Here is a 27,000-nt window from a genome sequence, read left to right as displayed (position 1 = left end):
CTTTTTTTGTAATTGTTTAAACAAAGAAAACTTTTTTAAATGACATACTCTCCGACAGGTATTATACGGCGTAAAAACTGTCTGGTTCGTTCTTCTTTTGGATGATAGAAAATATCCTGAGGGCTGCCTTCTTCAACGATATATCCGCCATCCATAAATACAACTTTATCTGCAACATCTTCTGCAAAAGACATTTCGTGAGTTACAACAATCATAGTGTGTCCGTCTTTTGCGACCTGTTTAATCAGCGCAAGCGTTTCACCTACAAGCTCCGGGTCTAGTGCGCTGGTTGGTTCATCAAATAAAATAACTTCTGCATCAAGGGCAACGGCACGGGCAATTCCTACACGCTGCTGCTGACCGCCCGAAAGCTGGCTTGGGTAATAATTTTCTTTGTCACTAAGACCAACTTTGCGAAGTTCTTCTTTAGCCCGTTCTACAGCCTGTGCTCTTGGAATTCCATGACCAGTAACAAGTGCTTCGACAATATTTTCAAGAGCAGTCTTATTTGCAAAGAGATTATAATTTTGAAAAACCATTGAGGTCTTTCTTCTGATTTCCAGTACTTCTTTTTTCTTTGCAGAATGTAAATCTACTGACGAACTACCGATGGTTAGTTTACCTTTGTCAGCCCGTTCCAGAAAATTAATTGAACGGAGCAGGGTAGTTTTACCGCTTCCGCTTGGACCAAGAATTACAACAACGCTACCGTCATCAACTGTCAGCGAAACATCATGAAGAACATCAAGATGTCCAAAAGATTTTTTTACGTGCTCTATTTTAATCATTTTTAATATCCCCTATTTTTTTTTAGAAAGATGTTTTTCCAGATGAACAAGGAAAAACTCTACAATGGCATTAATTACCCAATAGATAATTGCGGCTGCTACATAACCTTCTACATAGCTGTATGTGTCTGCACAGGGAATCGTAGCTCCATTCAAAACATCAACAATTCCAAGAACCAGAACGATTGAAGTGTTCTTAATTGAACCAAGAGTATTGTTTGTAAGTGCCGGAAGTGCAACCGGAATCACCTGCGGGATAATGATTTTTTTTAGTGTTTGAAAAGTAGAAAGACCGCAGGCATAAGATGCTTCATACTGTCCTTTTGGAATAGAAAGAAAGGCACCTCTAACAGATTCGCTGACAACAATTGTTCTTCCTAAAGTAAAGGTGAAGTAGGCGAGAAGCATTATTCCATTTTTAGCCGGTTTAAAAAGACTCAGGTAAATTAAATGAAAAATCAGCATTGTCACAACACCTGGAATTCCCGAATATATTGCAACAAAAATCTTAAAGAACTTTTCTACAACCGGAACCTTAAAAATGCGGGCCAGAGCAATCAGTGTTCCAAAAACAATTGCAAGGGCAAGGGGAATCAATGCAAGTTTGAGTGTAACTGGAATATAAATTATGCCCGAAAGAATACACTTCCATAAATATTCAAGACTGAATTTCATGCTGCCCTCCCGGTTAGGTTTTTAGTACCGTAAGTAAGGTTTTTATCAATTTTTGTTGTAATGGCTGTAAGTCCAAAATTAATAAGTACAAAGATAAGTGCAATAATCAGATAGCTTTCCAGATTGTGACCGCTGGTTGCACCAAGTGCACTTGCACGGCCCATGATGTCCATTACACCAAGCATGTAAACTAAAGATGTTTCCTGAAAAAGCCCTATCAAAGTGAGCCCTGTTGAAGGAAGGGCTATTCTTATTGCCTGTGGAAGAATGATTTTTATAAAGGCCTTAAAATCTGAAATACCACAGGCAAGGGCTGCTTCCTTTTGTCCTTTTGGAACTGCAAGAATTGCGCCTCTAAATATTTCTCCAAGGAAAACTCCCTGATTTAAAATCAAGGCTAAATCAACAAAGATAATTTTTTCCCATCGTCGTGAATCAATTCCAAAAGCTTTATAAAGGACAATAGGAAATGCATAATAAACTACAAGCATCTGAACCAGGAGAGGAGTGCCTCTTTCGAAAGAAATAAAAACTGTAAGAATCTGGTTCAGAAGCGGAACTTTTTTAATTCGTGTTGTTGCAATCAGAAGTGCAAGTATGAATCCCAGGGAAAATGCGACTGCAACAATTTCAAAGGTAACCGGCAGCTTTGTAATCAATATTGGAAAATTTTTAACAACTCGCTGCCATGAAAACAAATCTGCCATTTTTACCTCCAGACTTTTTTTTATAAACTTTTATTTATTGATATTTTTTGTTGTATCAGAGCCAAGATTTTTGATTGCGAGTTTTGAGAGCTCACCAGAATCAATAAGCTGTTTAAGGGCTACATCAACATCAGCTTTAAGAGTTGGATTATCAAGATTGAAAATGAAGTAAGAAGCTGATGTTGAAATAGGTTCTTCTACAAGACGGAAAATTCCGCCGTACTCTTTTTGAAGCTGATTGAAGCTTGGAATGTTAGAGAAGAAAGCATCATAAGTACCATTCTTCATTGAAGCAACAATCTGCTCGTTTGTAAGTGTGCTTGTAAGAACGGCATTAATCTGTTCGTTTGGATGATCTTCATTCCAGTGCTGAAGAATTGCTCCTGTTGCACTTCCTGTAGAAGCCTGTGCTGTTTTACCAACTAAATCCTTGAGAGATTTTACTTCTGTATTCTCTTTTAGAACTACAATATATTTTGAAAAATCATTGTAGCCATATTCTGTAAAAAGATAATTCTTACGACGCTCAGGATTAGATTCATACATGTGAGCACCAATATCAATTTTTCCAGCTGCTAGGGCAAGAAGAATATTTTTGAAATCAAAAATCTGGAATTCGAATTTATACTGTGGAAGAAGTTCATCAATGGCCTTGATTACATCAATTTCAAAGCCTGCAAGTTCTCCCTTGTCATCAAGATAACAGTAAAGAGGCGCACTGGAACCTGTGCCAACAAGAATTGTCTGTACTTTTGTTTTGCTCTTTTTTTCTTTTTTAGAAGCAGCAAAGGCTCCTGATGCAATGAAACTTGCAACAAGAATAACTGCAACCGATTTTAAAAAACTCTTTTTCATATAACCTCCTGGTAAGTTTTTTTATTTCCTACCGTTGTACTAGGTTATATATAATTTTCTAATCTTTGACTAATAGTAGTTTTATATATTAGTTATAGATTTTTTTAATAATTGACAGTTCATAAATCTTGTAGAATAATCACTCTTATGAAAAAATCAATGACAATCATCTACCCCGAATACAATGGCCTTTATATAAATCTTACAAATCGCTGCCCTTGTGCATGCATTTTTTGCATCCGTCAGAAAGTAAGCGGGGCAGAGTTTGATAATGTAGATACCCTCTGGCTTGAGCATGAACCTACGGCGGCCGAAGTGATTGCTGCCATAAAAGAAGAGGCAAAACTTGAACGTTTCAAAAACTACAAAGAATTTGTTTTCTGTGGTTACGGTGAACCGACAGAGGCTCTGGATGTGCTTCTTGAAGTAGCTGCTTTTTTGAAGGCAAATTATTCTCTGCCGGTACGCATTAATACAAACGGACTTGCTGATTTAATAAACAAAAAGCCTGTTGCTCCTCTTCTGGCCGGGAAAATAGATGCTCTTTCCATAAGCCTGAATTCAAGTAATCCAGAAATCTACGAAAAAACTGTTCGTCCGGTATTTAAGGGAAAAGCTTTTCCTGCAATGCTGGCTTTTGCAGAGCAGGCAAAAAACTTTGTTCCTAAGGTTGTGCTGACTACGGTTGAAACAACGATCTCAAAAGAAGATGAAGAGGAGTGCAGCCGTCTATGCGAAAGACTGGGTGTAACTCATCGCATCAGAAGATTTGTTCCTGTGAATTAATTTACAGGTCCCTGCCAGTTCTTAAAAGCTGGAGCTACCTGTTTCAGAATCTCTGTTGAAACGATAAGTTCAGAATCTGTCTGAGTAAAAGGAATTCTTGCCGGATTACAGCCGTAAGAAGCCGCTCCTACATCATTCATGGTAAAGAGGTTTCCGCAGTTCTGGCAGACAAGATTTTTTCCTTTTTGTGAAAAAAATGCCTTAGGAGATGGATTACAGTTCTGACAGGTATTAAAAGAAAGTCTGTAGGTGTTATCATCAGCGATTACTGCAATCAGCTGAACTGTAATATCACCAGCCTTATAATTGATATAGGTAGCATCCTTTGAGAGTTGAGATTTTTTTATAGTAATCTGTCCGTTTTTTGGGACTGGCGTAATATACTTTGACTTTTTAGCGGCAAAAGCAAAAGTAGAAATTAAAGCAAAAAGCATTGTGATTAAAAGTAATTTTTTCATATTATTCCTCATAAACATAAATTTTATTTTTTAACATATACATCCAGCAGCTGTATATGAAAGTTCCATTTTTATCTGGTAGAAAACAGATTTCGTTCTTTCCGGGTACAAGTGTTACGTCGAAATCAAAATCATTACTGATAACTCTGTTGTTGCAGCCCGTAATATAGTCTTCTTCTGCATTAATTATCAAAGTTACAGGGATTCCTTCCTGGACTGCAAAATCTTCATAACCATCATAAGAAAGGTTGATTTCTATTTTTTGCTCTGTTTTTTCTGAATTAATCTGGGCTGTCTTCCATTTTTTTAGATTTGAATCTGTAGAGCCTGTATTGATTCCAAGGCCCGTAAGCCCGCGAAGGAACATGGCAAGCCCCATAAGCAGAATAAAAACGGCAAGTATTTTTTGAAGCAGAGCTTTTTTGCCGCCAAGAAAATTCTGAACAAATGAAAAGCCAAGCATTAAAGGAAGGGTTCCCAGTCCGAACAGTAGCATGGCAAAGGCCCCCTTAAAGGGACTTGCAGTAGAAACAGCGTATAGCTGCATTGTGATTAAAGGGGTGCAGGGCATAAAGCCATTCAAAAATCCGGTCAAAAAAACGCTTGAAGTTTTTAGTTTTGACGGCAGAGAAAAATGATTAAAATTTACAGAAAAGAAGCCTGCCATTGAAAAGCCAAGAAAAATCATAAAAAGGCTTAGTAGCAGAATAATCACACATAAAAGGCTTTGATTTATCGAAATTGTCTTTCCGAAAAGTCCTGCAAAAAATCCAATTGCTGTATAACAGAAAATTCTTCCGCCATTATATAAAAGAGATTTTCTGCTGTTTTTAGAAACTGCAAGATTGATTGCTCCGCACATTCCAATACAGTGAAAGCTTGTTAAAAAGCCTGCAAGCAAAAGTCCTGCAAAAGTAAGCTTTGTATCAATTACGGGAATCACATTCAGAATGTCATAACCCAAAAGAGATTTTAAGATTAAACGCAAAAGAAAAATTAATAGCGCAAAGCCTGCAAATTCAAGGATTTGAAAAAACTTCCATTTGTTAAAGCTACTGCAAATCCATTTGCTTTTTGTCGTATAGCCTGCCTGCGTAACTGCCTGAATAATTTCTGTATCGCTAAGCTTGTCTGATTTTATTTTTGCAATGTTCCCGGATATTTTTATATCTGCGTCTAAGTCTGCTTTTTTAATAAAAGAAGAAATTACTGTTCTGCAATGTGCACAGTAAATCCCGGCTATTTTTACATAATAGTGTTTATTCATAAGACACTACTATAACATACATTTACATACATGGTTACTAGGTAAAAGGTTAATTTTTTGTTAACACCAGTATTCATAAAACTAACCTGTATTTAGCAGGTAAAACCGGCTATGTGCAAAATGCGTCGAATCACATCAATGTAAGTGAGGCTGATGTTATCCATGCGGGCAACTTTTTTTGTGATGTAGCCCAGCTCAAAACTGTGGCTGATTTTTTCATCGTGATTTTGTAAGGGAATTAAAACAAAATTATCATCGTCTTCATTTCCATCCTCTCCAAAAACTCCAGATAAAAAGGTGTAGCCGTTTAAGGTTTGCATAAGATTTAGTTCAGTTGCTCGATCTGCCACGGTGATCGCCTTGTCCAGTCCAAAGCGGGAAATTACTTCAGCTGAAAAAAAGGATTTTACATCATCTGTATCAAAAGTGACAAAATGATATTCGGAAAGTTCTTCCAGTGAAATACTTTCTTTTTTTGCAAGGGGATGATTTTTGTGCAGGTAAACAAAAGCATTACATTCTGTAAGATGATGAAACTCAAGATTGTTTGTTCTCAACGTTTTCTGAATGGACTCCCGATTTGCATCACTTAAATACAAAATACCAAGCTCGCTTTTTCCAAGTGCAACGTCTGCAATTACACCAGAGGCTTTTTTTTCACGAAAAGCAAAATCATAAGAATCTCGTGAAAACTCTTTTACAATTTCTACAAAAGCTGTGCGGGCAAAGGCATAATAAAGTGTTGATACAGCAAAAGCCTTTTTTCCTTCTGCGGAATATTTGTTTATAAGATTTTCGTACTGCTTGTATAAATCTCTGGCTTCACGGATAAAATCGGCTCCACGTTCAGTAGCCTTTACTCCGCGTGAGGTTCTGTGAAAAACTTCAAACCCCAGCTCACCTTCGGCATCGTGTACCGAGCTGGTGAGGGAAGGCTGGGAGACAAAAAGCTTTTCAGAAGCCTTGTTCAAAGAACCTGCTTCTGCTACGCCAATAATGTATCGAATTTGCTGGAGTGTCATATTGTCTCCGAAAATTTGTTTTTGCTATAATAACCTATAAAAATACTAGGTAATATTTAGTTTATATTTTGTTATCTGAATTGTCAATAATCATAATGGATTGCGGGCTGCAGAAGTGGCAATCTACAAAATCTAGTTGTAATCTGTCAAAAATCATATTACAATAAGGTTAAACGTTTAACTAAAAATGGAGCATTTATGAAAAAAATATCTCTCGATGAAAACTGGACCTTCAGATGGGGCTATCTTGATTCTGTTGGCAGTCTGGAAAATGACAAAGGCCTTCAGGTTAATCTTCCCCACGACGCTATGATTGGAACTGAAGTTTCTAAAGATTGTTATGCAGCCTGTGACAGTGGTTTTTTTAATGGCGGAATCTGTAATTACACAAAGTTCCTTTTTGTGCCCGCTGAATGGAAGGGACAGAAGCTGGGACTCAAGTTTGACGGCGTAATGATGAATGCTACCGTTGATATAAATGGCTGCAAGGTTGCCGGCCAGAATTACGGTTATGCTCCTTTTTATGTTGATATCACTCCTTATCTTGCATACGGTGAAGAAAACAGAATTACCGTGAATGTAAACTCCGGCTCGGTAAGTAATTCCCGCTGGTACACAGGCCTTGGACTTTACCGGGGAGTTATGCTTTGCCGTAGTCCTCTGCTTTATATTGCTGATGATGGCATTTATGCTTATACAAGCGAAGTTTCCGGAGACACAGCTTTTGTAAAAGCTCAAGTTGAAGTTGTAAATGATACACAGGAAAACAGACTGGTGGAAGTTTGCACGGAACTGATTCCTGATGGCGAAGAGACTGTTGCAGCCTTATCAAAGTCTGTGATTTTTGTCGCTGCTAATTCCCGCGAAAAAGCATATCTTTCAATAAATCTGAAAAATCCAAAAGTATGGGATTGTGATAATCCAAATCTTTATAAGCTAAAGGCCACCGTAAAAAGTAAGGGGGAGTACCGCACCTGCCTTGAGGAAAAGGATGATATTCCTGCTGACGAAGCAGGACTTCTTTTTGGTGTACGTACAATTTCTGCAGATGCAGAGCGAGGCCTTTTGATAAACGGGAAAAGCGTAAAGCTTAAGGGAGGCTGTCTGCATCACGATAACGGTCTTTTGGGTGCAGTTTCTTTATATGAAGCAGAAGCCAGAAAAATCCGTAAGCTTAAGGAAGTGGGCTTTAATGCAATCAGAACAGCTCACAATCCGCCGTCTTCTGTTCTTGTAGAAGCCTGCGAAAGACTTGGTATGTATATTTTTGATGAAGCCTTTGATGCCTGGTGGGTAGGAAAAAGGGCCGGAGACTACAGTCAGTATTTTGAAGCAAACTGTAAAAAAGATTTAACTGCTTTTGTAAAGCGTGACCGAAGCAGCCCTGCTGTAATCATCTGGTCTACAGGAAATGAAATACCGGAACGAGGAGGACTTGCAAAGGGCTATAGCCGTGCAACTCAGTTAGCCCGAGCTATTAAAGAGCTGGACCCAACAAGACCTGTAAGTAATGGAATCTGCTCTATGTGGAGCGGCCTTGATGATAAGCTTGCCAGCGGACAGTATCTGGCACAGAATGTAAATATCGGTGTTTATGAAAATCTCTGGGAAAAAGCAACTGAGCCATTTACAAACGGTCTTGATATCGTTGGCTACAATTACATGGAAGACCAATACGAAAAAGATCATGAAATGTTTCCTCAGCGTGTAATTCTTGGTTCTGAAAATTTTCCAAATCAGATTGGTTACCGCTGGCCTTTTATCGAAAGTCATCCTTATGTAATAGGCGACTTTACATGGACTGCCTGGGACTATCTTGGTGAAGCCGGTCTTGGCAAATCTTTTTATGCAGATAAAGATGATCCGATTATAAATAAAAAGCCTTGGGAAATCATGCCTCAGCAGACTTCTCATTTTCCATATCGTACAGCAGAAGATGCAGATTATGATATAACAGGACGCCTGCTTCCTCAGGGAGAATACCGCAGTGTAGTTTGGGGTTCTGAAAAAACATATCTCTACTCAAGAGATCCTGCTGCTTACGACAAGGTAGAAATGATGACCTTCTGGGGTTTTCCTCAGTTTATGAAAAAATGGACTTACCCTGGTTTTGAGGGGAAGCCTGTAAAGCTTGCAGTTTTCTCTCGGGCTCAGGAAGTTGAAGTTTTTGTGAACGGAAAATCTATCGGCAGAAGGAAAGTTTCTTGTGAGGCGCCTATGCCGAATATGGCGGAATTTGAAACTGTTTATGAGCCGGGTAGGGTAGAAGCTGTGAGCTATGTTGATGGCAAAGAAGTTAGCCGTGATAGTCTTTCTACCGTGGGACAGGGCGCAGAAATCAAATTGACCTGTGCAAAAAAATCACTTAAGGCAGATGGCCACGACGCTGCCTGTGTTATGATTGATATTGTAGATTCAGAGGGCCGCACTGTGCCAGATGCAGCAATAAAACTTACTGCAAAAGTAGAAGGTCCTGCATCTCTTGCAGGCTTTGGTTCCGGAAATCCGATAACCGACGAAAACTACACAGACGAGACCTCTGTAACTTACCGGGGCCAGGCCTGTGCAGTTTTGCGTTCGGGCTATAAAGACGGTGAGTCAAAGCTCACCGTGTATGCAGAAGGTTTTGAGCCTAAGACTTTATTCCTTGAATAAATCTGTACTCAAATAGCGTAATCCGGTGTCAGGGAAGACAACAACAATGTTCTTTCCTTCATACTCTGGACGTTTTGCTAGTTCTGTTGCTCCCCAAAGAGCTGCACCGCTTGAATTTCCAACTAAGACACCATCAGACTTTGCAACAATTCGGGCTGCCTCGAAAGAAGGCTTTACAGTTGCAATAAGAACCTCGTCATAAACACCGGTAGTATTGCGAACAGTAACAGGAACGCGCTCCTGTGGAACTTCTGTAAAGTTGTGAATACCAGTAAGGGCAGTTGCATCCAGTGCTGGCTCAACTGCAACAACTTTTACAGCTGGATTTTTTGACTTCACATAATCACTGATTCCGCGGATTGTTCCACCTGTTCCAACAGCACTTACAACTGCCGCAAGGTCGCCTTCTGTCTGCTCCCAGATTTCCAAGCCTGTTGTGTCGTGGTGAGCCAGAGGATTTTTTGGATTGAGCATCTGGTCTACAAAAAAGATGTCCTCTCCTGCAGCCTGACGGTCGCGGATATGCTGCTTCAAAATATTGGTAGCGGCAACAAAGTCTCCGTTTGTTGTTTTCAACGCATCCTGGATTTCTGGTACATTGCTTATGCGGGTTACATTTGCACCAAAGGCCCTCATGATGTCGAAGCGTTCCTGGCTTGTTCCATCCTGAAGGTAAATTGTTACATCATAGCCCTTCATTGCACCAATAGCACTTACTGCAATTCCAGTGTTACCACTTGTATATTCAATCAAAGTTGTTACACCCGGTTTGATTTTTCCTTCACGTTCTGCATCTTCAATAATGCGCAGAACAATGCGGTCCTTAATGCTTCCAATCGGGTTGAAGTATTCGACCTTTGCAAGAAGGTGAGCCTTAAGTCCAAGTTTTTTTTCATAGCCGTGGAGTCGTACCAGCGGTGTATTTCCAACGAGTTCTGTCAGTGATTCGTGTATATTTTTTGCCATGGTTGCTCTCCTATTTTTTTACTTCATCCTTTATAAACTTGTCTGCATTCTGCTCGTACCACCACTTTGTGTATGGCAGCTTAATACGGGCAGCGAGGTTCTTTTCAAAACTGCGGTTTGTTACTGTATCGCGGATAAGCTTTGCAAAACTCAAAGTTCCTTCGTAGCCGAATACTGTGTATTCATCTGCAACAAAGACTGCAGCATATCCCTGCTTGATTGCCCAGACAGTTGTACCAGGGTGACGGCTGAAGTAAACATCAGGTTTATAGTGATTGAGAATGTTCAAAACTTCGTAGTTCTGCTGATCTGCAACAGCAACCTTCATATCCTTTGGCGAAGTCTTCAAAAGGTGTTCGAGGGCAGGTGGAACTTCGCCGTTGTCGTACTTGTAGTCGTAGTGCCATGCAAGAGCGTATTCAACATTCATTCCAAATTCCTGAAGAACGCGGGCAATTTCATAAGTAAAGCCAGGACCCATACCGATTACAGCACTCAGTCCCTTGAGAGACTTTGTTACTTCTTCAATCTGAGGAAGATAAATTGCTCTCTGCTTTTCGATATAAGCCTCAGCTTCTGCACGCTTACCAATTGTGTCACCAATTGCACGGAGCCAGGTTTCGAAGCCTGTGATACCAGAGTGGTTCAAAGTTCGAACGTATGGAACGCCGTAAGTTTCTTCAAGAGCGTTACCAAGATAGGTTCCCAGAGTACCGCAGATACAAACTGTAGCGAGAGCCTCGCTCAGGTGGCTGAGTTCTTCAATAGTTGAATTACAGTAGAGGAACTGTGGCTCAGCATCAAATACTTCATTAAAAATTTTTGTAATCTGAGGGCGTGCGCTTTCGTAGAAGTTCTTGATATTGATTGTGCGGCGTTTCTGTTTTGGTGGCTGAACAATTCCCTGAAGAACTGCGTGGTCTGAAATATCAAAACCGCTGGCCCAGATGCGGCTCTTAAAACCTTCACAGTGAACAGGAATTACCGGAATCGGGAGCTCGTCATTAATGTCGCTTGCTACACCGTCAACATCTTCACCAGTTACACCCGAAACACAGCTTGTAGAAACAAAGATTGCATCAGGCTTGTAAGTGTTATAAGTGTGATGAATGATTTTTCGAAGGTCGTTTGTAGCTCCGAATACAGTGTCCTTTTCGTTCAAGTCTGTACATACAAAAACTGAATTAGTTGTTTTATTTACGCGGGCTGCAATCTGTCCAAATTTAACAGCATCGTTACTTGCCATTGCTGTACAACCAGCAGGAGCGTGGTAAACAACTGCAACGTTACGGATTGCGGCAAGTGCGTTCAAAGCACAGCCGGAAAGACATGAACTCGACTGGCTGAAGCAGCGTTCACGGTTGCGCAGTGTTCCGTCTTCAGATTTTTTTACCAGAGTTTCAAGGTCTCCAACGAAACCTGTAATTGAACCAAGTCGGTTCTCGCGTATTGCTATATTTGCGTTCTTAAAATTATAAGGCATATTTTCGTCCTCCTTCCTACAGCTTCAGCTTACTCATAGCAGCAGTAAATATCTGTTCGAGGAGGTGAAGTCCTCCAGAATAGCCGGCAATGTGATCATTTATTACGAGTTTTTCGAGCATTGGGTAGCTTACGTTTACAAAGTGACCGCCAATTTCAGCGGCAAGCTTCTTTTCCCAGTTTGAACCGATAATCAAAGGAGTACCTGCAAAATCAGCATTCTTAATCTGCTCGTGTATATCATGACCATCAGTTGTAAACTGAACCTGAGTTGTAATTCCGTAGTTCAGATTATTTACTTCATCAATAATCTTCTGCTGATGTACTTTTGGAGCGTCATCAGTAATGAAAATCTTTTCAGGGAAGAGACCCATATCATTTACAAGGAACTTTGTTACGGCAATTGCATATTCACTGTCGCTGGCAACTGTAAAGCGCTTTCCAAGAATACGGGTTTCAAGAAGAGTGTCAGCAAAGCGTTCGATATAGTAATAGAATTCAGCTTCTTTTTCTGTGATAACTTTTTCAGTCAGTTCTTTATCTGCACCTGTGAACTCCTGAACTGTACGAAGGAACTTTGTAGTTTCTGTCGCACCAATAGGAAGAACCGGGTACTGCAAAAGCTTAATTCCAAAACGGCGCTCAAGATACTTTGCACTTTCAAGACCAACCCAAGGCGAAACAAGAATTGTGTATTCTGCCTGAGGAATCTTTTTAAGATTTTCGATTCCGCGGCCAAATCCAAAAATTGTGTTTGGCTTAAGCCCGATTGCAGTAAGAAGATTTTCAATTTCGCGAAGGTTTCCGAGCCAGTAAGGATCCTGCTGAGGAGGAGCCACAAAAAGATTTACAAGACCTTTTTCTTTTTTTACTTCTCCGTCTGCATCAGAGTAGGCTGTAACAACCTCTTCACGTTCCAGATACTGTTCAAAAATTGATTTCAAAATCCAGTCGTGACCAAGATAGTTATTTCCCTTAAACCCAGGAGTTTTTGCCCAAAGAACAGGCTTTTCGGCATTTTCAAAATTGCCTGCAACTTCTTCAATGTCATCACCAATAATTTCACTGGTACAGCCCGAAAGGACAACGAATAAATCGGCATCAATAACTTTCAGAGCATTTTCAATAGTAGAACGAAGTTTTCCGGTTCCACCAAAAACAACTTCTTTTTCACTTACAGAACTACACGGAAAAATATTCGGGCTGAAACGTCCGCTTGTTCCGTTGTTATCATTTAATTTTGCAGCACATCCAGGTCCAGAGTGCAAAACAGGAATTGCACCTGTAATTGCGTGAACAGTCTGCATTGCGGCAAGAGCACATTTGTACCGCGGCTGATCCAGTATTTTTGCCATAATCGCTCCTATATACGGAAAGCTTTTTTTGCTTATCCTTTCTGACTTATAGAAATTACCTATTGACTTAATAGGTTAATGCTTTTATACTACATGTAACCTACTAAGTCAATAGGTTATATTAAAAATCTTTAGTATTTTTTAAGAGAGGAGGGGGAAGACTCCCCCCGTAATGCCACCAAAGGAGTACACATGAGTTATAACTTCAACACCGTGATTGACCGCCACGGAACAAACTGTATAAAAACTGATCTGGCAGTTATTCGCGGCAAGCCTGCAGATGTTCTTTCTCTCTGGGTTGCAGATATGGACTTTCCAACTTCGCCTGCAATTCTTGAGGCACTTCATAATAAAGTAAATCATGGAATATTCGGTTATTCCTGCCTGGATGATGATTTTTTTGCTGCTTTAAAAAACTGGATGCAGACAGAGCATGATTTTTCACCTGAACGTCGGGAGCTTGTAACAACCCCGGGTGTAGTTTTTGGAATTTCCTGTGCTATCAAAGCATTTACTCAGGAAGGTGATAGCGTAATTATTCAGACTCCGGTTTACTATCCGTTTAAGAATATGATTGAGCTGAATAACCGAAAGCTGGTAACTTCATCGCTCTACGAAAAAGAGGGCAAGTACTATATTGATTTTGAAGATTTCGAAAAGAAGATTATAGAAAATAACGTAAAGCTTTTTATTTTGTGCAGTCCTCATAATCCTGTAAGCCGTGTATGGACACGCGAGGAATTGCAGAAGCTTTCGGATATTTGTCTGCGAAATAATGTAATAGTGTTTTCAGATGAGATTCATAATGATTTTGTATATGGACCGAATAAGCATATTGTGTTTTCAACCCTTTCTCCAGAAGCTGCAGAAAACTCAATTGTTTCAATGTCTGTAAGTAAGACATTTAATCTTGCAGGACTTCAGTTTTCTACAAACTTTATAAAGAATCCAGTATTGCGCAATAAGTTCAGAATTGAAAAGGACAAAACTGGGTATGATGAGCCAAGTCTTATGGGGCTTACAGCAGCACTTGCAGCATATAAAAATGGTAAACCGTGGCTTTTGGATTTGCATAAGCATTTAAAAGAAAATATTGATTTTGTGAGAAACTTTCTTGTAGAAAAGCTTCCATCAGTGCGTCTGATTGAACCTGAAGGAACCTTCCTTCTCTGGCTGGATTTTTCAAAGCTGGGGCTTTCTGATTCAGAAATTGATGACATCATTGTAAACAAAGCAAAAGTCTGGCTTGACCGTGGAACTATGTTTGGACCGGAAGGAGAATGTTATCAGAGAATAAATGTGGCAACACCCCGGCCGGTACTTGAAGAAGCGCTAAACCGTATTGCGGGGGCATTCAAGGAGATTAAACATGTATAAAATTTCAACTCGTGGACAGTATGCTCTGCTGATTATGACAGAGCTCGCCGAACAGCCTGAGGGTAAATTTATTTCTCTTAAGCTGTTGTCTCACAGACATAATCTTTCTGTAAAGTATCTGGAGCAGATTCTGATTCAGTTGAGTAAGGCTGGTCTTGTGATTGGAGTACGCGGAAGCAATGGCGGTTACAGACTTGTAAAGAAAACTGAAGATTATACAACCGGAGAGATTCTTCGTGCACTGGAAGGTGATCTGTCACCGGTAGGTGAGTCGCATAGTAATGTAATCAGCAATGTTGGAAATGACGATTACTGGAAAGATTTTGAGCATGTAATCAACGATTATGTTGACTCTGTGACACTCAACACGCTGGTTGAAAAAAATAAGGCTGACTTTGGCGAAATGTATTACATTTAAGACTCAGGAAGCAAGTGCTGGAGTTTTTGGAATCGAAATAATATTCTTTACTGCTTCATAAATCTTTCTTGCAACAACAGGTTTATTCATTGTGTAAAGATGGATTCCATCAACTCCATGACTGACTAAATCAATAATCTGATTTACGGCATAGGCTATTCCTGCATCCATAATTGCTTCGTCATTATCACCATATTTATCGAGCATAACTTTAAACTTTTCCGGAAGTACTACGCCGCAGCGGCTGACCATTCTTTCAATTTGTGCACGGTTTATAACTGGCATGATTCCAGCTTCAACAGGAGCATCTATTCCTGCAAGACGACAGTTTTCAATAAATCTATAGAAGATATGATTATCAAAAAACAATTGTGAAATAAGATGATTGCAGCCGCTGTCCACTTTTAATTTCAGATTATTAAGATCAGAAAAAATACTTTCTGATTCAGGATGATTTTCTGGATAGCAGGCTGCAGAAAGATGAAAGCTATTGCCCGTAGTTACTTTTATAAAACTGCTCAAATCAGAGGCATGAAGAAAATCTCCTGCAGGTGCTCTGCCTTCAATTCTGTCTCCACGGAGTACTAATATGTTTTCTATACCATTCTCGCTGAATTGCTGGAGCATAGTGGCTGCTTCTGCTTTTGAAAGATGAAGGCAGGGAAGATGAACCACACTTTCGACATTACAGGACTTTTTAATTCGTTTGGCAATTTCCAGAGTGTTTGAGCAGTTTTCACTTCCACCGGCTCCGTAAGTAACACTTATGAAATCCGGAGAAAGATCAGAAAGTTCATCTAATGTACTATAAATAGTTTCTATTGAAGAACTGCGTTTTGGAGGAAACACCTCGAATGAAAAAACTGTTTTATTGTCGAAAATGCTGTTATCTATCATAAATTAGTTCCTTACCTGTTTTGCTGCTGCAACAAGATTTTTAAGACTTGCAACTGTTTCTGTTTCACCGCGGGTTTTTAATCCACAGTCAGGGTTAATCCAGAGTTTGCTTTGAGGAATATAAGTCTTCATTTTTTCTACGGCATTTACAATTTCTTCGACTGAAGGAACGCGAGGTGAGTGAATGTCATAAACTCCAGGGCCAACTTCAGTACGGAAATTATTGTCCTTAAGAGCTTTCAGAATCTCAAGGTTAGAACGGCTTGCTTCAAAGGTGATAACATCTGCATCCATATCATCAATATTTTTAATGATAGGAATGAACTCTGAATAACACATGTGAGTGTGAATCTGTGTCTGTGGTTTACAACCAGAGTGAACGAGATTAAAGGCAGGAATTGTCCAGTCAAGATATTCTGAATGCCAGTCTTCTTTTCTGAGTGGGAGTTTTTCCTTGAGGGCTGCTTCATCAATCTGAATGATTCTGATACCTGCTTTTTCGAGGTCTAAAACTTCTTCGCGGATTGCAAGGGCAATCTGATATGCACTTTCTTTGAGGCTGATATCTTCACGTGGGAAAGACCAGTTCAAAATTGTTACAGGGCCTGTGAGCATTCCTTTTACAGGCTTCTTTGAATTTTTGTCTGCACAGCTCTGAGCGAACTTTGACCATTCAACTGTGATTGGATTTCTTCGGCTTACATCACCCCAGACTACAGGCGGTTTAACACAACGTGTTCCATAAGACTGTACCCAGGCATTCTGTGTAAAGATGTAACCGTCGAGGTTTTCTCCAAAGTATTCAACCATGTCGTTGCGTTCAAACTCACCGTGAACTAAAACATCAAGACCAATCTCTTCCTGAAGGGCAATACATTCAGCAATTTTTTTCTGATTGAACTTTACGTAATCTTCTTTTGAAACAGTTCCTTTCTTAAAGCCAGAGCGGTTTGCACGAACATCCTGAGTCTGTGGGAAAGATCCGATTGTTGTTGTAGGGAATAAAGGAAGCTGGAATTCTTTTTTCTGAATTGCTTCACGTTCTGCAAAGGCAGGCTGGCGTACAAAATCTTCTTTTTTTAGATTTGCAATCTTTGAAGCGATGTCAGAATTTTTAGCAACACGTTCTGTTTCGAAAAGTGCTTTATTTTCTGCGAAAGCCTTCTGGTTGTTTGCAGCTAAATCAGAAAGTTCTGTAAGTTTTTCTTCTGCAAATGCAAAGTATTTTAAGATATTCTGATCAAGCTTCTGTTCGTTCTTTACTGTGTATGGAACATGAAGAAGTGAGCAGGAAGTTGAAATTGCAACTTCGCCTTTCCAGTTTGACTGAATTGTTTCAAGAAGGGCAGAGGTTTTTGCATAGTTGTTTTTCCAGATGTTTTTTCCGCAGAGTACACCTGCGAATAATGTACAGTTTTCTTTTGTGCCGGTTTTAAGAAGATTAAGAGTTTCTTTTCCTTCAACAAAATCAAGACCGATTCCATCAAAATCAAATGAAAGAAGTTCCTTATAATAATCGCGGACATCTCCAAAATATGTCTGAAGCAAAACTTTAATCTGCTTATTTTCAAGAATGATTTTATATAAATCTGAGAAGAGAGCTTTGTCTTCATCTGTCATATCAAGAACTAAAGCTGGTTCATCAATCTGAATCCATTTTGCACCCCAGCTTTTTGCATTTGCTAAAAGCTGTTTATAAGCCTCTGCAGTCTTTGCAGAAAAATCTTTAAGCTGTTTGCTGCCTGTAAAGTGGCTGAGCTTTAAGAATGTGTATGGGCCGATTACATCAACCTTTGTCTGAACTCCATGAGCCTTAGCTTCGTTGTATTCTTCCTGTGCCTTTGTATCATCAAGCTGAATATCTACTGAATCATCAAATTCTGGAACAATATAATGATAGTTTGTATTGAACCATTTTTTCATTGGAAGGGCAGTTACGTCTCCCTTGTCTGACTGATAGCCTCGTGCCATTGCAAAGAAAGTATCAAGCTTTGAGAGGCAAAGTGCCTTGTAGCGCTGTGGAATTACACCGAGCATAAAGCTTGTGTCGAGCATGTTATCGTAGAAAGAAAAATCATTTGAACTGATAAAATCAATTCCTGTATTTTTCTGCAAAAGCCAGGCATTCTTACGTAATTCTCTGGCAGTGGCCTGTAATTCTTCAGCAGTAATTTTACCTGCGAAATACTTTTCTGATGCAAATTTAAGTTCACGGTTTGCACCAACTCTTGGAAATCCTATAACTGATGTTTTCAAAATTGTACCTCCACTTTGATTACTGCCTATAAATATACTAGGTATCTATCATTATATCTAATACTTAATTTTGTGTGTTTGTCATAGATAAAAACTATGGTGAGTGTTATAATGCTTTATATGACAATACAGCAGTTAAAATATGCAGTTGCCGTTGCTGAATACGGAAATGTTACGGCGGCAAGCCAGAAAGTTTATATTTCACAGCCGAGTCTTACAGTTGCAATTCATGAACTGGAAAAGGAAATAGGAATTTCTATTTTTTCAAGAACTAATAAAGGTGTTGTTGTTACAAATGAGGGAAGGGAGTTTTTAGGTTATGCCCGACAGGTTCTTGAACAGACTTCACTTCTGGAAGAAAAATATCTTGGAAATAAAACGAAGCAGAAAAGATTCAGTGTAACGTGCCAGCATTATTCTTTTGCAGTAAATGCTTTTGTTGATGTCATCAAAAAGTATGGCGGCTCTGAATATGATTATACATTACGTGAAAGTCAGACGAGTCAGATTATTGATGATGTTGCAAAATTAAACAGTGAAATCGGTATTCTTTATCTTAATAAAAAAAATACGGAAATAATTTTAAAACTTCTGAAAAAAAATGATCTGGTATTTAAAGAACTGTTTACTGCAGAACCTCATGTTTTTATTTCAAAAAATAATCCGCTGGCAAAAAAGAAAACTGTCTGTCTTGAGGATCTGGAAGCCTATCCGTATCTGACTTATGAACAGGGTGAATATAATTCCTTTTACTTTGGCGAAGAGCCGCTCCCTGCAATTGATCATAAGTTGAATATTAAAGTAACGGATCGTGCAACACTTTTTAATCTTTTAATCGGTTTGAATGGATATACAGTCTGTTCTGGTGTTATTGATAGCAAATTGAATGGAAGCAGTATTATTTCAAGGCCCCTTGAGCTGGATGATTATATGAAAGTTGGGGTTGTGACTCATAAAAATGTAGTTCTTTCTCAATATGCGCTCTCTTATTTAGAGGCAATAAAGACTTATATTCCTTAAATAATTGTATTAGGTTTTATAATTTATTATAATAGACTGTGCCGACAGTTAATTTACGGCAATTATTTGATTATCTGAGGTAAATCTATGGCTACATGGTCAAATGCAGACACACTTTCTTCATGGAAGAAGTTGCAGTCTCTTAAAGGTATGGTTTCTATAGCAGATGAACTTTCTGGTTCAGGTGCTGCAGATAGAATCGCAAAATATTCTATTCCTATGGGCGGAGCGCTGACATACAACTTCGCTGCTAAACAGGTAAACGAGCAGATTCTTAAAACTCTTGCTGAGCTCGCAGAAGAGCAGCAGCTTGTAGAAAAATATCAGGAGCTTCTTGATGGTGCTGTAATCAACACTGGAGAGAAGCGCATGGTTCTTCATCAGCTTACACGCGGTCAGCTTGGTAAAGATGTTATGGCTGATGGTGTAAACAAACGTGAATTCTACATCAACGAAGTAAAACGCATTGCTGATTTTGCTAACGATGTTCATTCAGGAAAACTTGTAAACGAAAAAGGTGAAAAATATACAACAGTTTGTCAGATTGGTATTGGTGGTTCTGACCTTGGTCCACGCGCTATGTACCTTGCTCTCGAAAACTGGGCAAAGAAAAACAACACATTCAAAATGGAAGCACACTTCATCTCTAACGTAGACCCTGATGATGCTGCAAGTGTTGTAAAGTCACTCGACATTTCTAAGACAATTTTCATTCTTGTTTCTAAATCAGGAACAACTCTTGAAACTCTTACAAACGAATCTTTCGTAAAAGACTTCATTAAAAAGGCTGGTTGTGATGCAAGCAAGCATATGATCGCTGTAACTAGCGAAACAAGCCCTCTCGCTCACAATCCAGACTATATGGCTGCTTTCTATATGGATGATTATATTGGTGGCCGCTACTCTTCAACTTCTGGTGTTGGTGGAGCTGTTTTGAGCCTCGCTTTCGGACCAAAGGTATTCCAGGAATTCCTTGATGGTGCTGCAGAAGAAGATAAACTTTCTTTGAACAAAGATATTACAAAGAACGCTGCTCTTATGGATGCTTTGATTGGTGTTTACGAGAGAAACGTTCAGGAATATCCTGCAACTGCAATTCTTCCTTACAGCCAGGCACTCAGCCGCTTCCCTGCACACCTTCAGCAGCTTGATATGGAATCAAACGGAAAGAGCGTAAACCGCGACGGTAAGCCACTTGGATACGTAACTGGTCCTGTAATTTTTGGTGAACCGGGAACAAACGGTCAGCACTCATTCTACCAGCTGCTCCATCAGGGAACAGACATCATTCCTCTCCAGTTCATCGCATTCCGCGAAAACCAGACTGGTGAAGATGTTGTAATTGAAGATTCAACAAGCCAGGTTAAACTCTGCGCTAACGTAACAGCTCAGATTGTTGCATTTGCCTGCGGTAAAACTGATGAGAATCCAAACAAGGCATTTGCCGGTGGACGTCCTTCAAGCTTGATTTACGGTGCACAGCTTAATCCAAAATCACTTGGTGCTTTGCTCGCTCACTACGAGAACAAAGTTATGTTCCAGGGATTTGTATGGAATGTAAACTCTTTCGACCAGGAAGGTGTACAGCTCGGTAAGAAATTGGCTAAGACTGTTCTTTCCGGAAACATGGAAGGAGCTCTCAAGGCTTATAGCAGCCTTTTAATCAAATAACAAGGCTGCTAAACGAGTTTGTCAAGGCTTTTAGCGAAGCGTGCCTTGACGAACTCGTATGCTGGACTTTTGATTAAATAGTGTGAGATAACATTTCTCACAGAGCATAAGAGGACACAGAGACTTTTCTCTGTGTCTTTTTTATTTTAAAACTGTAGTCGAAATTGCACCATGCGGGCAGGCTGTTTTGCATTCTCCGCAGCGGATGCAGTCCATGCTGTCGGGATTTTTCCAGACGGGGATGTCTAGTTTGCAGGTTTTCTGGCAGGCAGTGCAGCCTGTACATTTTTGGGAATCGATTTTTATGCGATATAGAGAGATTTTGTTGAACAGCCCGTATACTGCGCCAAGCGGGCAGACATAGCGGCAGAACGGCCGGTAAATAATAATAGAACTCAGTAAAGTAACTGCAAGAATCACAAGTTTCCAGCGGAAAAGAAAGCCTGCGGCCCCTCGCATTGCGTTATTCAAAAGAACGAGTGGGATTCCGCCTTCTAGAGTTCCCACGGGGCAGATCCATTTACAGAACCAGGGCTCTCCAAGGCCTGTAATATCAATCACAAAAAGCGGAAGTAAAATCACAAAAATGCCAAGAAAAACAAAACGCAGCCAGCGAAGGCCTTTTTCTCCGGGCAGGCGGCGGATTTTTTTTACAAAAGGAATCTTAAAAAGCAGATCCTGAATCAAACCAAAGGGGCAGATAAAGCCACAGACAAAACGACCGAGTAAAGTTCCGAAAACCGTCATTAAACCAAGAACATACAGTGACATTTTATACTGCCGGGCGTTCAGTGTTGCCTGCAGAGCTCCAATCGGGCAGGATCCGAGTGCACCCGGGCACGAATAACAGTTCATTCCGGGAACGCACAGATATTTTGTTGCTCCAGTAAAAATCTGTCCCTTAGCAAAGCCTTTTATATAGCCATTGGAGATGGCGGTGAATGTCAGCTGTATGAGAAGCCTGATTTTGTTTGGTTCCCGGCGGAGTTCGGCTGAGTTTCGCTTTTTCATCAGCCTATTCCTATGCATTCAAGACAAAGTTTTGTTGCTTTTTGAAAGACAGTTGCTGCTTCTCCGCGGTAGATTCCTGCTGCAATCAGAAGAAGTCCAAAACAGAGAACTGAAATTGAGATGATAAGTCTTTTCTTTCCGGTCATACGGATTTTATTATAAACCTATTTCTGACTTTCCAAAAGTTTATCTATGATTTTCTGCCAGTCTTTCTGACTTCGGGAACCAAGATAGGCATTTCCAATCTGATTTCCGTTTTTGTCTACGAAGATTGTAGTAGGTACAGCCTGAATTCCTCGTAACATGGTCTGGAACATATCGATTGTTGGAACGATATTTCTGTATTTAACACCAGTCTTTTGAATAATCATAAGGGCATCTGACTTTAATCGTGGATCAACTTTTCCCCAGTCGTCGACAATATCAATGGGAATTCCGATGATTTCAACGCCTTTGCTTTTATTTTCTTCGCTGAGTTTTGCAAGGTCCGGCATTTCGCGGATACAAGGGCCACAGAATGTTCCCCAGATGTTTATCATTGTGAGTTTGTTGTCTGAATATAAGTCACTTGAAATCTTATTGCCTTCTAAATCTACAGAAGAGAAGGTTAATGGTTTTGAATTCGCCTTATTTTTTGTCTGCCCAAATAAAACAGCAGCGGCTCCGAGTAAAATTAAAACGGAAAGTAATCTTTTCATAGGTTGCTCCTGAATATAATATAATAGTTTTTTATGCAATCGGCTAATTTTTTTATTGTTTTATGTAACATAAACCAGTATCTTAGGTGTTTATTATTTCAACGAGGTAAAAATATGAATAAAATCAAAAAAATCTTTTTAGTTGTTCTTTCTGTTGTTTCCTGCTCTCTTTTTGCAAATGAAAATCAAAGAGAAAAGATTAATGCACCATTTGTTTTTTCTTTTGTAAGTAATGAATTTTATTTGTTTTCTCAAAAAGATGTAGTAACTCCATTTGCTGTCGGTATGCTTGGTTCTACCGTATATCAGGTTAATGCTTTGCAGGCTTCAAGCTTATATAACGTTACCCATGAGGTTAATGGCGTTCAGTTATCTGGAATTTTAAATTGGAATACAAGTGAGTTTGATGGAGTTCAGGGTGCTGGTATTTTCAATGTGAATGGTGGAGACTTTGATGGTTCTCAGCTTGCAGGAATACTTAATGTAAATGCAGGTTCTTTTTCTGGCTTTCAGGGAGCTGGAATAATGAATTATGCTGGTGGCGAAGATTCAAATGGTGTACAGGCAGCCAGTATTTTAAACATTAAGAAGGGAAATTTAAAAGGTGCTCAGATTGGTTTGATAAATATCTGTTCTGGTGAATGTAATTTCCAGCTTGGATTAATCAATATTTCTAAAAACGGTATTATTGAAATTGGTACATCTTATACAAGTAATGACAATATAAGATATACATTTACCAGCGGTAAGGAATATTTCTATACTGTAGTTGGATTTATGACAGATAATCCTTTCCGTAATGGAAATATGTTCAAAAAAGAATTCTTTTACAACTTTGAAAATTTTACAGGAGTTGGTACAAGACTGTCTTTCGGAATATTTAATGTCGGAGTGGAAGCCCTCTATAACAATGTCTTTTTCCTGGATTCAGATAATAGATTCAGAAGCGCAGGTTATATTTCTGGCCGCGTAGCTGCTGGAGTTACTCCTGTAAAGTATTTTAATATTTTTGCAGGTTATACTGCCGGATTTGAACATTCTGCTTATTGTAATAGTGATTTAGCCTTTGAACATAAGGCTTCTAATCTTAAAACCAGATTTAATAATGGACTTGTAATTCATCATGAAGTTGATGTTGGAATAAAAGTTTGTTTGAATAATTAAAAGCGTTGAAAGGTCGGCAGGCATAGCCTGCCTCTGCCGCTATTTTTTAACGGATTTCCAATAAGAGCGGGGAGGACGCAACGAAGTGCGGCCGCGGGGGCGGGGCTCCGCCCCTCATATATTCTTGTAAAAAATGCATAAAAAGTGTATATTTATACATTATGAAGGAAAGACAGTCACGCCTTAAGGCGATTAAAACACTTATAAAGAATAATACTATTGAAAGTCAGGATGATTTGCTTGCGCTGCTATTGAAGGAAGGTTACGACGTAACACAGGCAACTCTTAGCCGCGATCTTAAGCTTTTGAAGGTTGGAAAGGTACCTGATGGACAGAACGGTTATAAGTATGCTTTGCCAGGTGAGGACGAGAATGGTGAGAGTGAAGCTATTTACGTTCAGGATTTTTTACGCGGCTATGTAAGTATTGATTTTTCGGGAAATACTGTTGTTATTAAAACTTTCCCGGGGCATGCGAACACTGTCTGCAATGCGATTGATAATCTGAATATGGATGAGGTTCTTGGAACTGTTGCCGGTGATAACTGTATGTTTGCCTGTCTTCGAGAGGGCGTAACTGGTGAACAGTTTATGGAAAAACTCAAGAAACATATACCAGGTATTGAAGACTAACGTATCTCACGGAAATGCATTTCTAGTTGAGTCATTTGCTTTTTTAAGTTAAACTTACTCTATGTTATTTACAAGTACACGAAATAATGATTTGTCTGTGAGTTTTTCACAGGCTGTGAGAGATTGTATTCCAGAAGACGGTGGTGTTTTTGTCCCTAGTTCAATTGAGGACATGCGTCGCTGGATTTATTACATTGATGAAACAACACCTTTTTCTTCTATCGCAGGTTCTTTGACTTCGGCTTTAATGCACGAAGAATTTTCTCCTATTATTTGTGAAACTATTGCTACTGCCGCATTCCCTGTTGAGCCGGTTGTTCGTCAGCTGGACGGAAGCCTTTTTATGACAGAGATGTATCATGGCTTTACTGGTTGTCACCGTGATTATGGTGTTTCATATCTCTGTTCTTATCTTGAAACTACTTTGCAGTTGAAGGGTGGCAAGGCTGTTTTTGTTGATTTTACACATGGCGGTCTTGGTGCTCTGATGTCTAAAATCCTCAAGGGAAAAAAGAATATTAAGGCTGTTCTGGTTTATAAAAAGGGTACTGTCCGTGGTCTTGATGAAGAAAGCCTTGCCTGGAACGGTGGAAATATTTACCCGGTAGAAATGGAAGGAACTGAAGCAGAAATCAAGGCTGCAATCTCTAAAGTTTTTACTGACCGAAATTTTGTTCAGCAGTATGGTCTTACTGTTGCTAATACAACTAATGTGTGCCGTCTGCTTGGTCAGATTTTCTTTTTCCCATATTCTTTTGCTCAGGTGAAGAATAAATTTAATGGTGAATTCTATTATGCTATGGGAGCAGGTAATTACGGTAGTCTTATTGCCGGTCTTTACAGCTGGCGTTTTGCATTGCCTGTAAACGGTTTTTATGTTCCTAGTACTTCTGCGCTGGCTCGTAGTGCTTCTGGAAGTCCTGTTGTTCTGGATTCTCTTGTTGATTTGAAGGCCCGCGGGGAAGCAAACCCTGCAATTCCTGCAAACCTTGAACGTCTTGAATCTTTCTTTGGAAAGAACGAGATGATGATGCGAAACTTTATTTTCCCTGTTGATATTTCTGATGAACAGCGTGATGCGGCTGCAAAAGAGCTTTATATGAAGTACGGCGTTTTTGCAGATAAGGATACTGCTTCTGCGTATGCAGCTGCTAAAGAAAATTGTGCCGAGGTTTTTGATGAGGACGGTGCCTTTATTCTGACTGCATATAATCATCCGTCTCTTTCTTCTGATTACTGCCGTCATGTAATTGGTGAAGCACCGGAAATGCCGGAAAATATTAAGGAAGCACAGCGCCCTGTTCAGCTGGGACGGCCAATAATTTCTTCTGTTGACGAGTTAAGGAAGATTGTGGAGAGTTTGTAGACTTTTTAGAACTGATTTTTTCTGTTATGACTTTTTATGACCTTTATTTAAAAAAAAAGAATGATATAATTTAAAAAAAATACTATAGGAGTATTAAAAGTGAACAATTTAAATTTAGCTTACGCAGAAAATAATGAACAGTGGAATCTTGCTGAATGGAATTATATTGTTGAAGAATCGGCAGTTGTTTTCAGACTTACAGATTTAGAAAAAAATCAGCTCTCTAATAGCACTACAGCTCGTATTATTGCAACAATTCCTTTTGCTGCAAATTGTGAAGATGCTGAAAGAACTGCTATCGCACATATTTGTTTGTATCTTGCAGAATTAAAAGGTTTCCAGAAGTATTGTGCACATGTGCCATCTGATGATAGCAATATTTTTAACAGACTTGATGCAATTTCAAATTTCAAAGGCGGTAATAAAGCAATCATTAATCATGGAATGAATCTTCTTGCTCTTAAGATGCTAGAAGGTTATAAGCATTCTTCTCAAAAGGATGAAAAGAATGGCATTTATAATCCTCTTGTAAGTGGAAACTGGAATTATAAATTGATCAAGAATGATCTTTTGAATAAGCTTTCAAAAATAGAGTGTCCAGCTTTGGATGATTTATTTTATTCAGATATCAGAGCTCAAATCTGGTAATATCTGTTAATTTGATTAAATTCGGAGGAGGAAACTTTAATATGGACACAGTTTATGGAAAAATATAGCATTTATTCAGAAAGATTTAAAAGGGGAATTCGTATTTCTGCTGTTATTGCAGCAATAATTCTTATTACATCAAACGTTTTTAGAATTACAAAAATTGATAACAGTATTTATGGATTAAACCATGTATATGATAATTTTGCTTTTTTCATAAACACTGTCTGTGTATTCCTCTGTATATTACTTGCCTTCTTTCCTGTGAAAATCGGTTTAATTACTCTTACTTCCTTTTTATATAGTTTTCTATGTTGTTTTGAGTATATGAATCCTATGTCTACAGGGATGTTTTTTATTTGTATTACTTCTTTGTATGCCAGAGGTATAAAATCTAAAAATACGAAATTACAAATATCATTAATTGTTTTAGTATATTTCTTGCTGTCTCTGATTTCCCTGAGATTTGGAGTTAGGAAATTTCTTGTAGAACTTGTTTTTAGAATGGCTACCAGCCTTGTAATGATAATCACTTATATATTCGTTATCTTTTACATTAACAATCTGGAAAATCAAAAAAATGATAAACGATTGAATCTGGCTGAGTATGAAGGGCTTGATGCTCGTGATGCAAAGATTCTGACAAGAATACAGCAGCATATAAAATATGATGCAATTGCCCCTGAAGTTTATCTGGGTGTCGGTGCTTTAAAAAACCGATTAAAATGTGTTTATACAATTCTTGAAGTTGGTGATAAACATGGTTTTTTAAATCGATATGAAGAATTTGAAATTGTATATGATGAAGGCAAAGTAAAAGGTTAAT

The 27,000-nt window shown here is 39.1% G+C and carries 26 protein-coding genes; 11 read left to right on the top strand and 15 right to left on the bottom strand.

The genetic code is table 11. The annotated features are described in order from the left end of the window. Window positions 1-35: 35 nt before the first annotated feature. From AABJ44_RS11920 to AABJ44_RS11905, 4 genes are read right to left on the bottom strand one after another with little or no spacing between them, the layout of a single operon-like run. Window positions 36-788 carry an amino acid ABC transporter ATP-binding protein gene (locus AABJ44_RS11920; protein ID WP_338369274.1) on the bottom strand — a complete coding sequence of 251 codons (753 nt, stop codon included), beginning with the start codon at window positions 786-788 and terminating at the stop codon, window positions 36-38. A 12-nt stretch (window positions 789-800) separates the two neighbouring features. Next, window positions 801-1,463, bottom strand: coding sequence for an amino acid ABC transporter permease (locus tag AABJ44_RS11915; protein WP_338369272.1), 663 nt, complete (start codon window positions 1,461-1,463; stop codon window positions 801-803). Beyond that, window positions 1,460-2,170, bottom strand: coding sequence for an amino acid ABC transporter permease (locus AABJ44_RS11910; protein ID WP_074642208.1), 711 nt, complete (start codon window positions 2,168-2,170; stop codon window positions 1,460-1,462). Before AABJ44_RS11910 ends, AABJ44_RS11915 begins: the two co-directional genes overlap by 4 nt. 30 nt (window positions 2,171-2,200) lie before the next feature. Further along, entirely contained in the window at window positions 2,201-3,025 is an 825-nt protein-coding gene (locus tag AABJ44_RS11905; protein ID WP_074642209.1) for a transporter substrate-binding domain-containing protein, read from the bottom strand. A 147-nt stretch (window positions 3,026-3,172) separates the two neighbouring features. Here AABJ44_RS11905 and AABJ44_RS11900 point away from each other — a divergent pair, with 147 nt between their 5' ends. Then, a complete protein-coding gene (locus AABJ44_RS11900) occupies window positions 3,173-3,811 on the top strand; it encodes a TatD family nuclease-associated radical SAM protein (RefSeq protein ID WP_338369271.1) in 639 nt (212 codons plus the stop codon). Here the strand turns inward: AABJ44_RS11900 and AABJ44_RS11895 are convergent. The 3 genes from AABJ44_RS11895 to AABJ44_RS11885 form a co-directional block, all read right to left on the bottom strand. After that, on the bottom strand, window positions 3,808-4,269 hold the full coding sequence (locus AABJ44_RS11895) for a Fe-S-containing protein (protein WP_338369270.1): 462 nt from the start codon (window positions 4,267-4,269) through the stop codon (window positions 3,808-3,810). The two genes, AABJ44_RS11900 and AABJ44_RS11895, sit on opposite strands and share 4 nt — an antisense overlap. Before the next feature lies 1 nt (window position 4,270). Next, window positions 4,271-5,536, bottom strand: a complete 1,266-nt coding sequence (locus AABJ44_RS11890; protein ID WP_338369269.1) for an urease accessory protein UreH domain-containing protein — start codon at window positions 5,534-5,536, stop codon at window positions 4,271-4,273. Between the two features lie 92 nt (window positions 5,537-5,628). Next, window positions 5,629-6,558, bottom strand: coding sequence for a LysR family transcriptional regulator (locus AABJ44_RS11885; protein ID WP_338369268.1), 930 nt, complete (start codon window positions 6,556-6,558; stop codon window positions 5,629-5,631). A gap of 198 nt (window positions 6,559-6,756) precedes the next feature. On the opposite strand from AABJ44_RS11885, the gene AABJ44_RS11880 reads away from it, so the two are divergent. Further along, window positions 6,757-9,213, top strand: coding sequence for a glycoside hydrolase family 2 TIM barrel-domain containing protein (locus AABJ44_RS11880; protein ID WP_338369267.1), 2,457 nt, complete (start codon window positions 6,757-6,759; stop codon window positions 9,211-9,213). Here AABJ44_RS11880 and AABJ44_RS11875 read toward each other — a convergent pair. The 3 genes from AABJ44_RS11875 to AABJ44_RS11865 are packed head-to-tail and all read right to left on the bottom strand — an operon-like array spanning window position 9,199 to window position 13,016. Further along, window positions 9,199-10,179, bottom strand: coding sequence for a PLP-dependent cysteine synthase family protein (locus AABJ44_RS11875; protein ID WP_338369266.1), 981 nt, complete (start codon window positions 10,177-10,179; stop codon window positions 9,199-9,201). The two genes, AABJ44_RS11880 and AABJ44_RS11875, sit on opposite strands and share 15 nt — an antisense overlap. Window positions 10,180-10,189: 10 nt before the next feature. Further along, window positions 10,190-11,662: a nitrogenase component 1 gene (locus AABJ44_RS11870; protein WP_338369264.1), complete on the bottom strand. Its 1,473-nt coding sequence runs from the start codon at window positions 11,660-11,662 to the stop codon at window positions 10,190-10,192. 16 nt (window positions 11,663-11,678) lie between these two features. Beyond that, complete coding sequence (locus AABJ44_RS11865) at window positions 11,679-13,016, bottom strand: nitrogenase component 1 (protein WP_338369262.1); 1,338 nt, start codon at window positions 13,014-13,016, stop codon at window positions 11,679-11,681. Between the two features lie 192 nt (window positions 13,017-13,208). Here AABJ44_RS11865 and AABJ44_RS11860 point away from each other — a divergent pair, with 192 nt between their 5' ends. Continuing rightward, window positions 13,209-14,393: a MalY/PatB family protein gene (locus tag AABJ44_RS11860; RefSeq protein WP_338369260.1), complete on the top strand. Its 1,185-nt coding sequence runs from the start codon at window positions 13,209-13,211 to the stop codon at window positions 14,391-14,393. Next, window positions 14,386-14,811 (top strand): RrF2 family transcriptional regulator, encoded by a 426-nt coding sequence (locus AABJ44_RS11855; RefSeq protein ID WP_074642223.1) that lies wholly within the window; start codon window positions 14,386-14,388, stop codon window positions 14,809-14,811. Before AABJ44_RS11860 ends, AABJ44_RS11855 begins: the two co-directional genes overlap by 8 nt. 3 nt (window positions 14,812-14,814) lie before the next feature. On the opposite strand, the gene metF is transcribed toward AABJ44_RS11855, so the two are convergent. Continuing rightward, on the bottom strand, window positions 14,815-15,708 hold the full coding sequence (gene metF, locus AABJ44_RS11850; RefSeq protein WP_338369258.1) for a methylenetetrahydrofolate reductase [NAD(P)H]: 894 nt from the start codon (window positions 15,706-15,708) through the stop codon (window positions 14,815-14,817). A gap of 3 nt (window positions 15,709-15,711) precedes the next feature. Next, entirely contained in the window at window positions 15,712-17,964 is a 2,253-nt protein-coding gene (metE, locus tag AABJ44_RS11845; protein ID WP_338369257.1) for a 5-methyltetrahydropteroyltriglutamate--homocysteine S-methyltransferase, read from the bottom strand. Window positions 17,965-18,084: 120 nt separating this feature from the next. On the opposite strand from metE, the gene AABJ44_RS11840 reads away from it, so the two are divergent. Both AABJ44_RS11840 and AABJ44_RS11835 read left to right on the top strand, forming a co-directional pair. Next, window positions 18,085-18,984, top strand: coding sequence for a LysR family transcriptional regulator (locus tag AABJ44_RS11840; RefSeq protein WP_338369256.1), 900 nt, complete (start codon window positions 18,085-18,087; stop codon window positions 18,982-18,984). Between the two features lie 87 nt (window positions 18,985-19,071). Further along, window positions 19,072-20,655: a glucose-6-phosphate isomerase gene (locus AABJ44_RS11835; protein ID WP_338369255.1), complete on the top strand. Its 1,584-nt coding sequence runs from the start codon at window positions 19,072-19,074 to the stop codon at window positions 20,653-20,655. A 141-nt stretch (window positions 20,656-20,796) separates the two neighbouring features. On the opposite strand, the gene AABJ44_RS11830 is transcribed toward AABJ44_RS11835, so the two are convergent. The 3 genes from AABJ44_RS11830 to AABJ44_RS11820 are packed head-to-tail and all read right to left on the bottom strand — an operon-like array spanning window position 20,797 to window position 22,364. Next, window positions 20,797-21,666 (bottom strand): 4Fe-4S binding protein, encoded by an 870-nt coding sequence (locus AABJ44_RS11830; RefSeq protein ID WP_338369254.1) that lies wholly within the window; start codon window positions 21,664-21,666, stop codon window positions 20,797-20,799. Further along, entirely contained in the window at window positions 21,666-21,812 is a 147-nt protein-coding gene (locus tag AABJ44_RS11825; protein WP_177177727.1) for a CD1871A family CXXC motif-containing protein, read from the bottom strand. The genes AABJ44_RS11830 and AABJ44_RS11825 overlap by 1 nt, the downstream gene beginning before the upstream one ends. Window positions 21,813-21,830: 18 nt before the next feature. Beyond that, the gene (locus AABJ44_RS11820) at window positions 21,831-22,364 is read right to left on the bottom strand and encodes a TlpA family protein disulfide reductase (RefSeq protein ID WP_338369252.1); all 534 of its coding nucleotides are present in this window, start codon (window positions 22,362-22,364) and stop codon (window positions 21,831-21,833) included. Window positions 22,365-22,478: 114 nt separating this feature from the next. Between AABJ44_RS11820 and AABJ44_RS11815 the strand changes: the two genes are divergently transcribed. From AABJ44_RS11815 to AABJ44_RS11795, 5 genes are all read left to right on the top strand, one after another. Further along, window positions 22,479-23,528, top strand: coding sequence for a hypothetical protein (locus AABJ44_RS11815; RefSeq protein ID WP_338369250.1), 1,050 nt, complete (start codon window positions 22,479-22,481; stop codon window positions 23,526-23,528). A gap of 161 nt (window positions 23,529-23,689) precedes the next feature. Beyond that, window positions 23,690-24,160, top strand: a complete 471-nt coding sequence (gene argR, locus AABJ44_RS11810; protein ID WP_074642241.1) for an arginine repressor — start codon at window positions 23,690-23,692, stop codon at window positions 24,158-24,160. A gap of 61 nt (window positions 24,161-24,221) precedes the next feature. Continuing rightward, complete coding sequence (locus AABJ44_RS11805) at window positions 24,222-25,526, top strand: PALP domain-containing protein (RefSeq protein WP_338369249.1); 1,305 nt, start codon at window positions 24,222-24,224, stop codon at window positions 25,524-25,526. Between the two features lie 99 nt (window positions 25,527-25,625). Beyond that, a complete protein-coding gene (locus AABJ44_RS11800; protein WP_338369248.1) occupies window positions 25,626-26,174 on the top strand; it encodes a hypothetical protein in 549 nt (182 codons plus the stop codon). A 54-nt stretch (window positions 26,175-26,228) separates the two neighbouring features. Then, window positions 26,229-26,999 (top strand): hypothetical protein, encoded by a 771-nt coding sequence (locus AABJ44_RS11795; protein ID WP_338369247.1) that lies wholly within the window; start codon window positions 26,229-26,231, stop codon window positions 26,997-26,999. The last annotated feature ends 1 nt before the right edge of the window (window position 27,000 follow it).

The organism is Treponema bryantii (assembly GCF_036492245.1).
Lineage (GTDB): Bacteria > Spirochaetota > Spirochaetia > Treponematales > Treponemataceae > Treponema_D > Treponema_D bryantii_C.
Note: the sequence above shows the minus strand (reverse complement) of the source record. Positions and strands in the feature narration are given on the sequence as shown.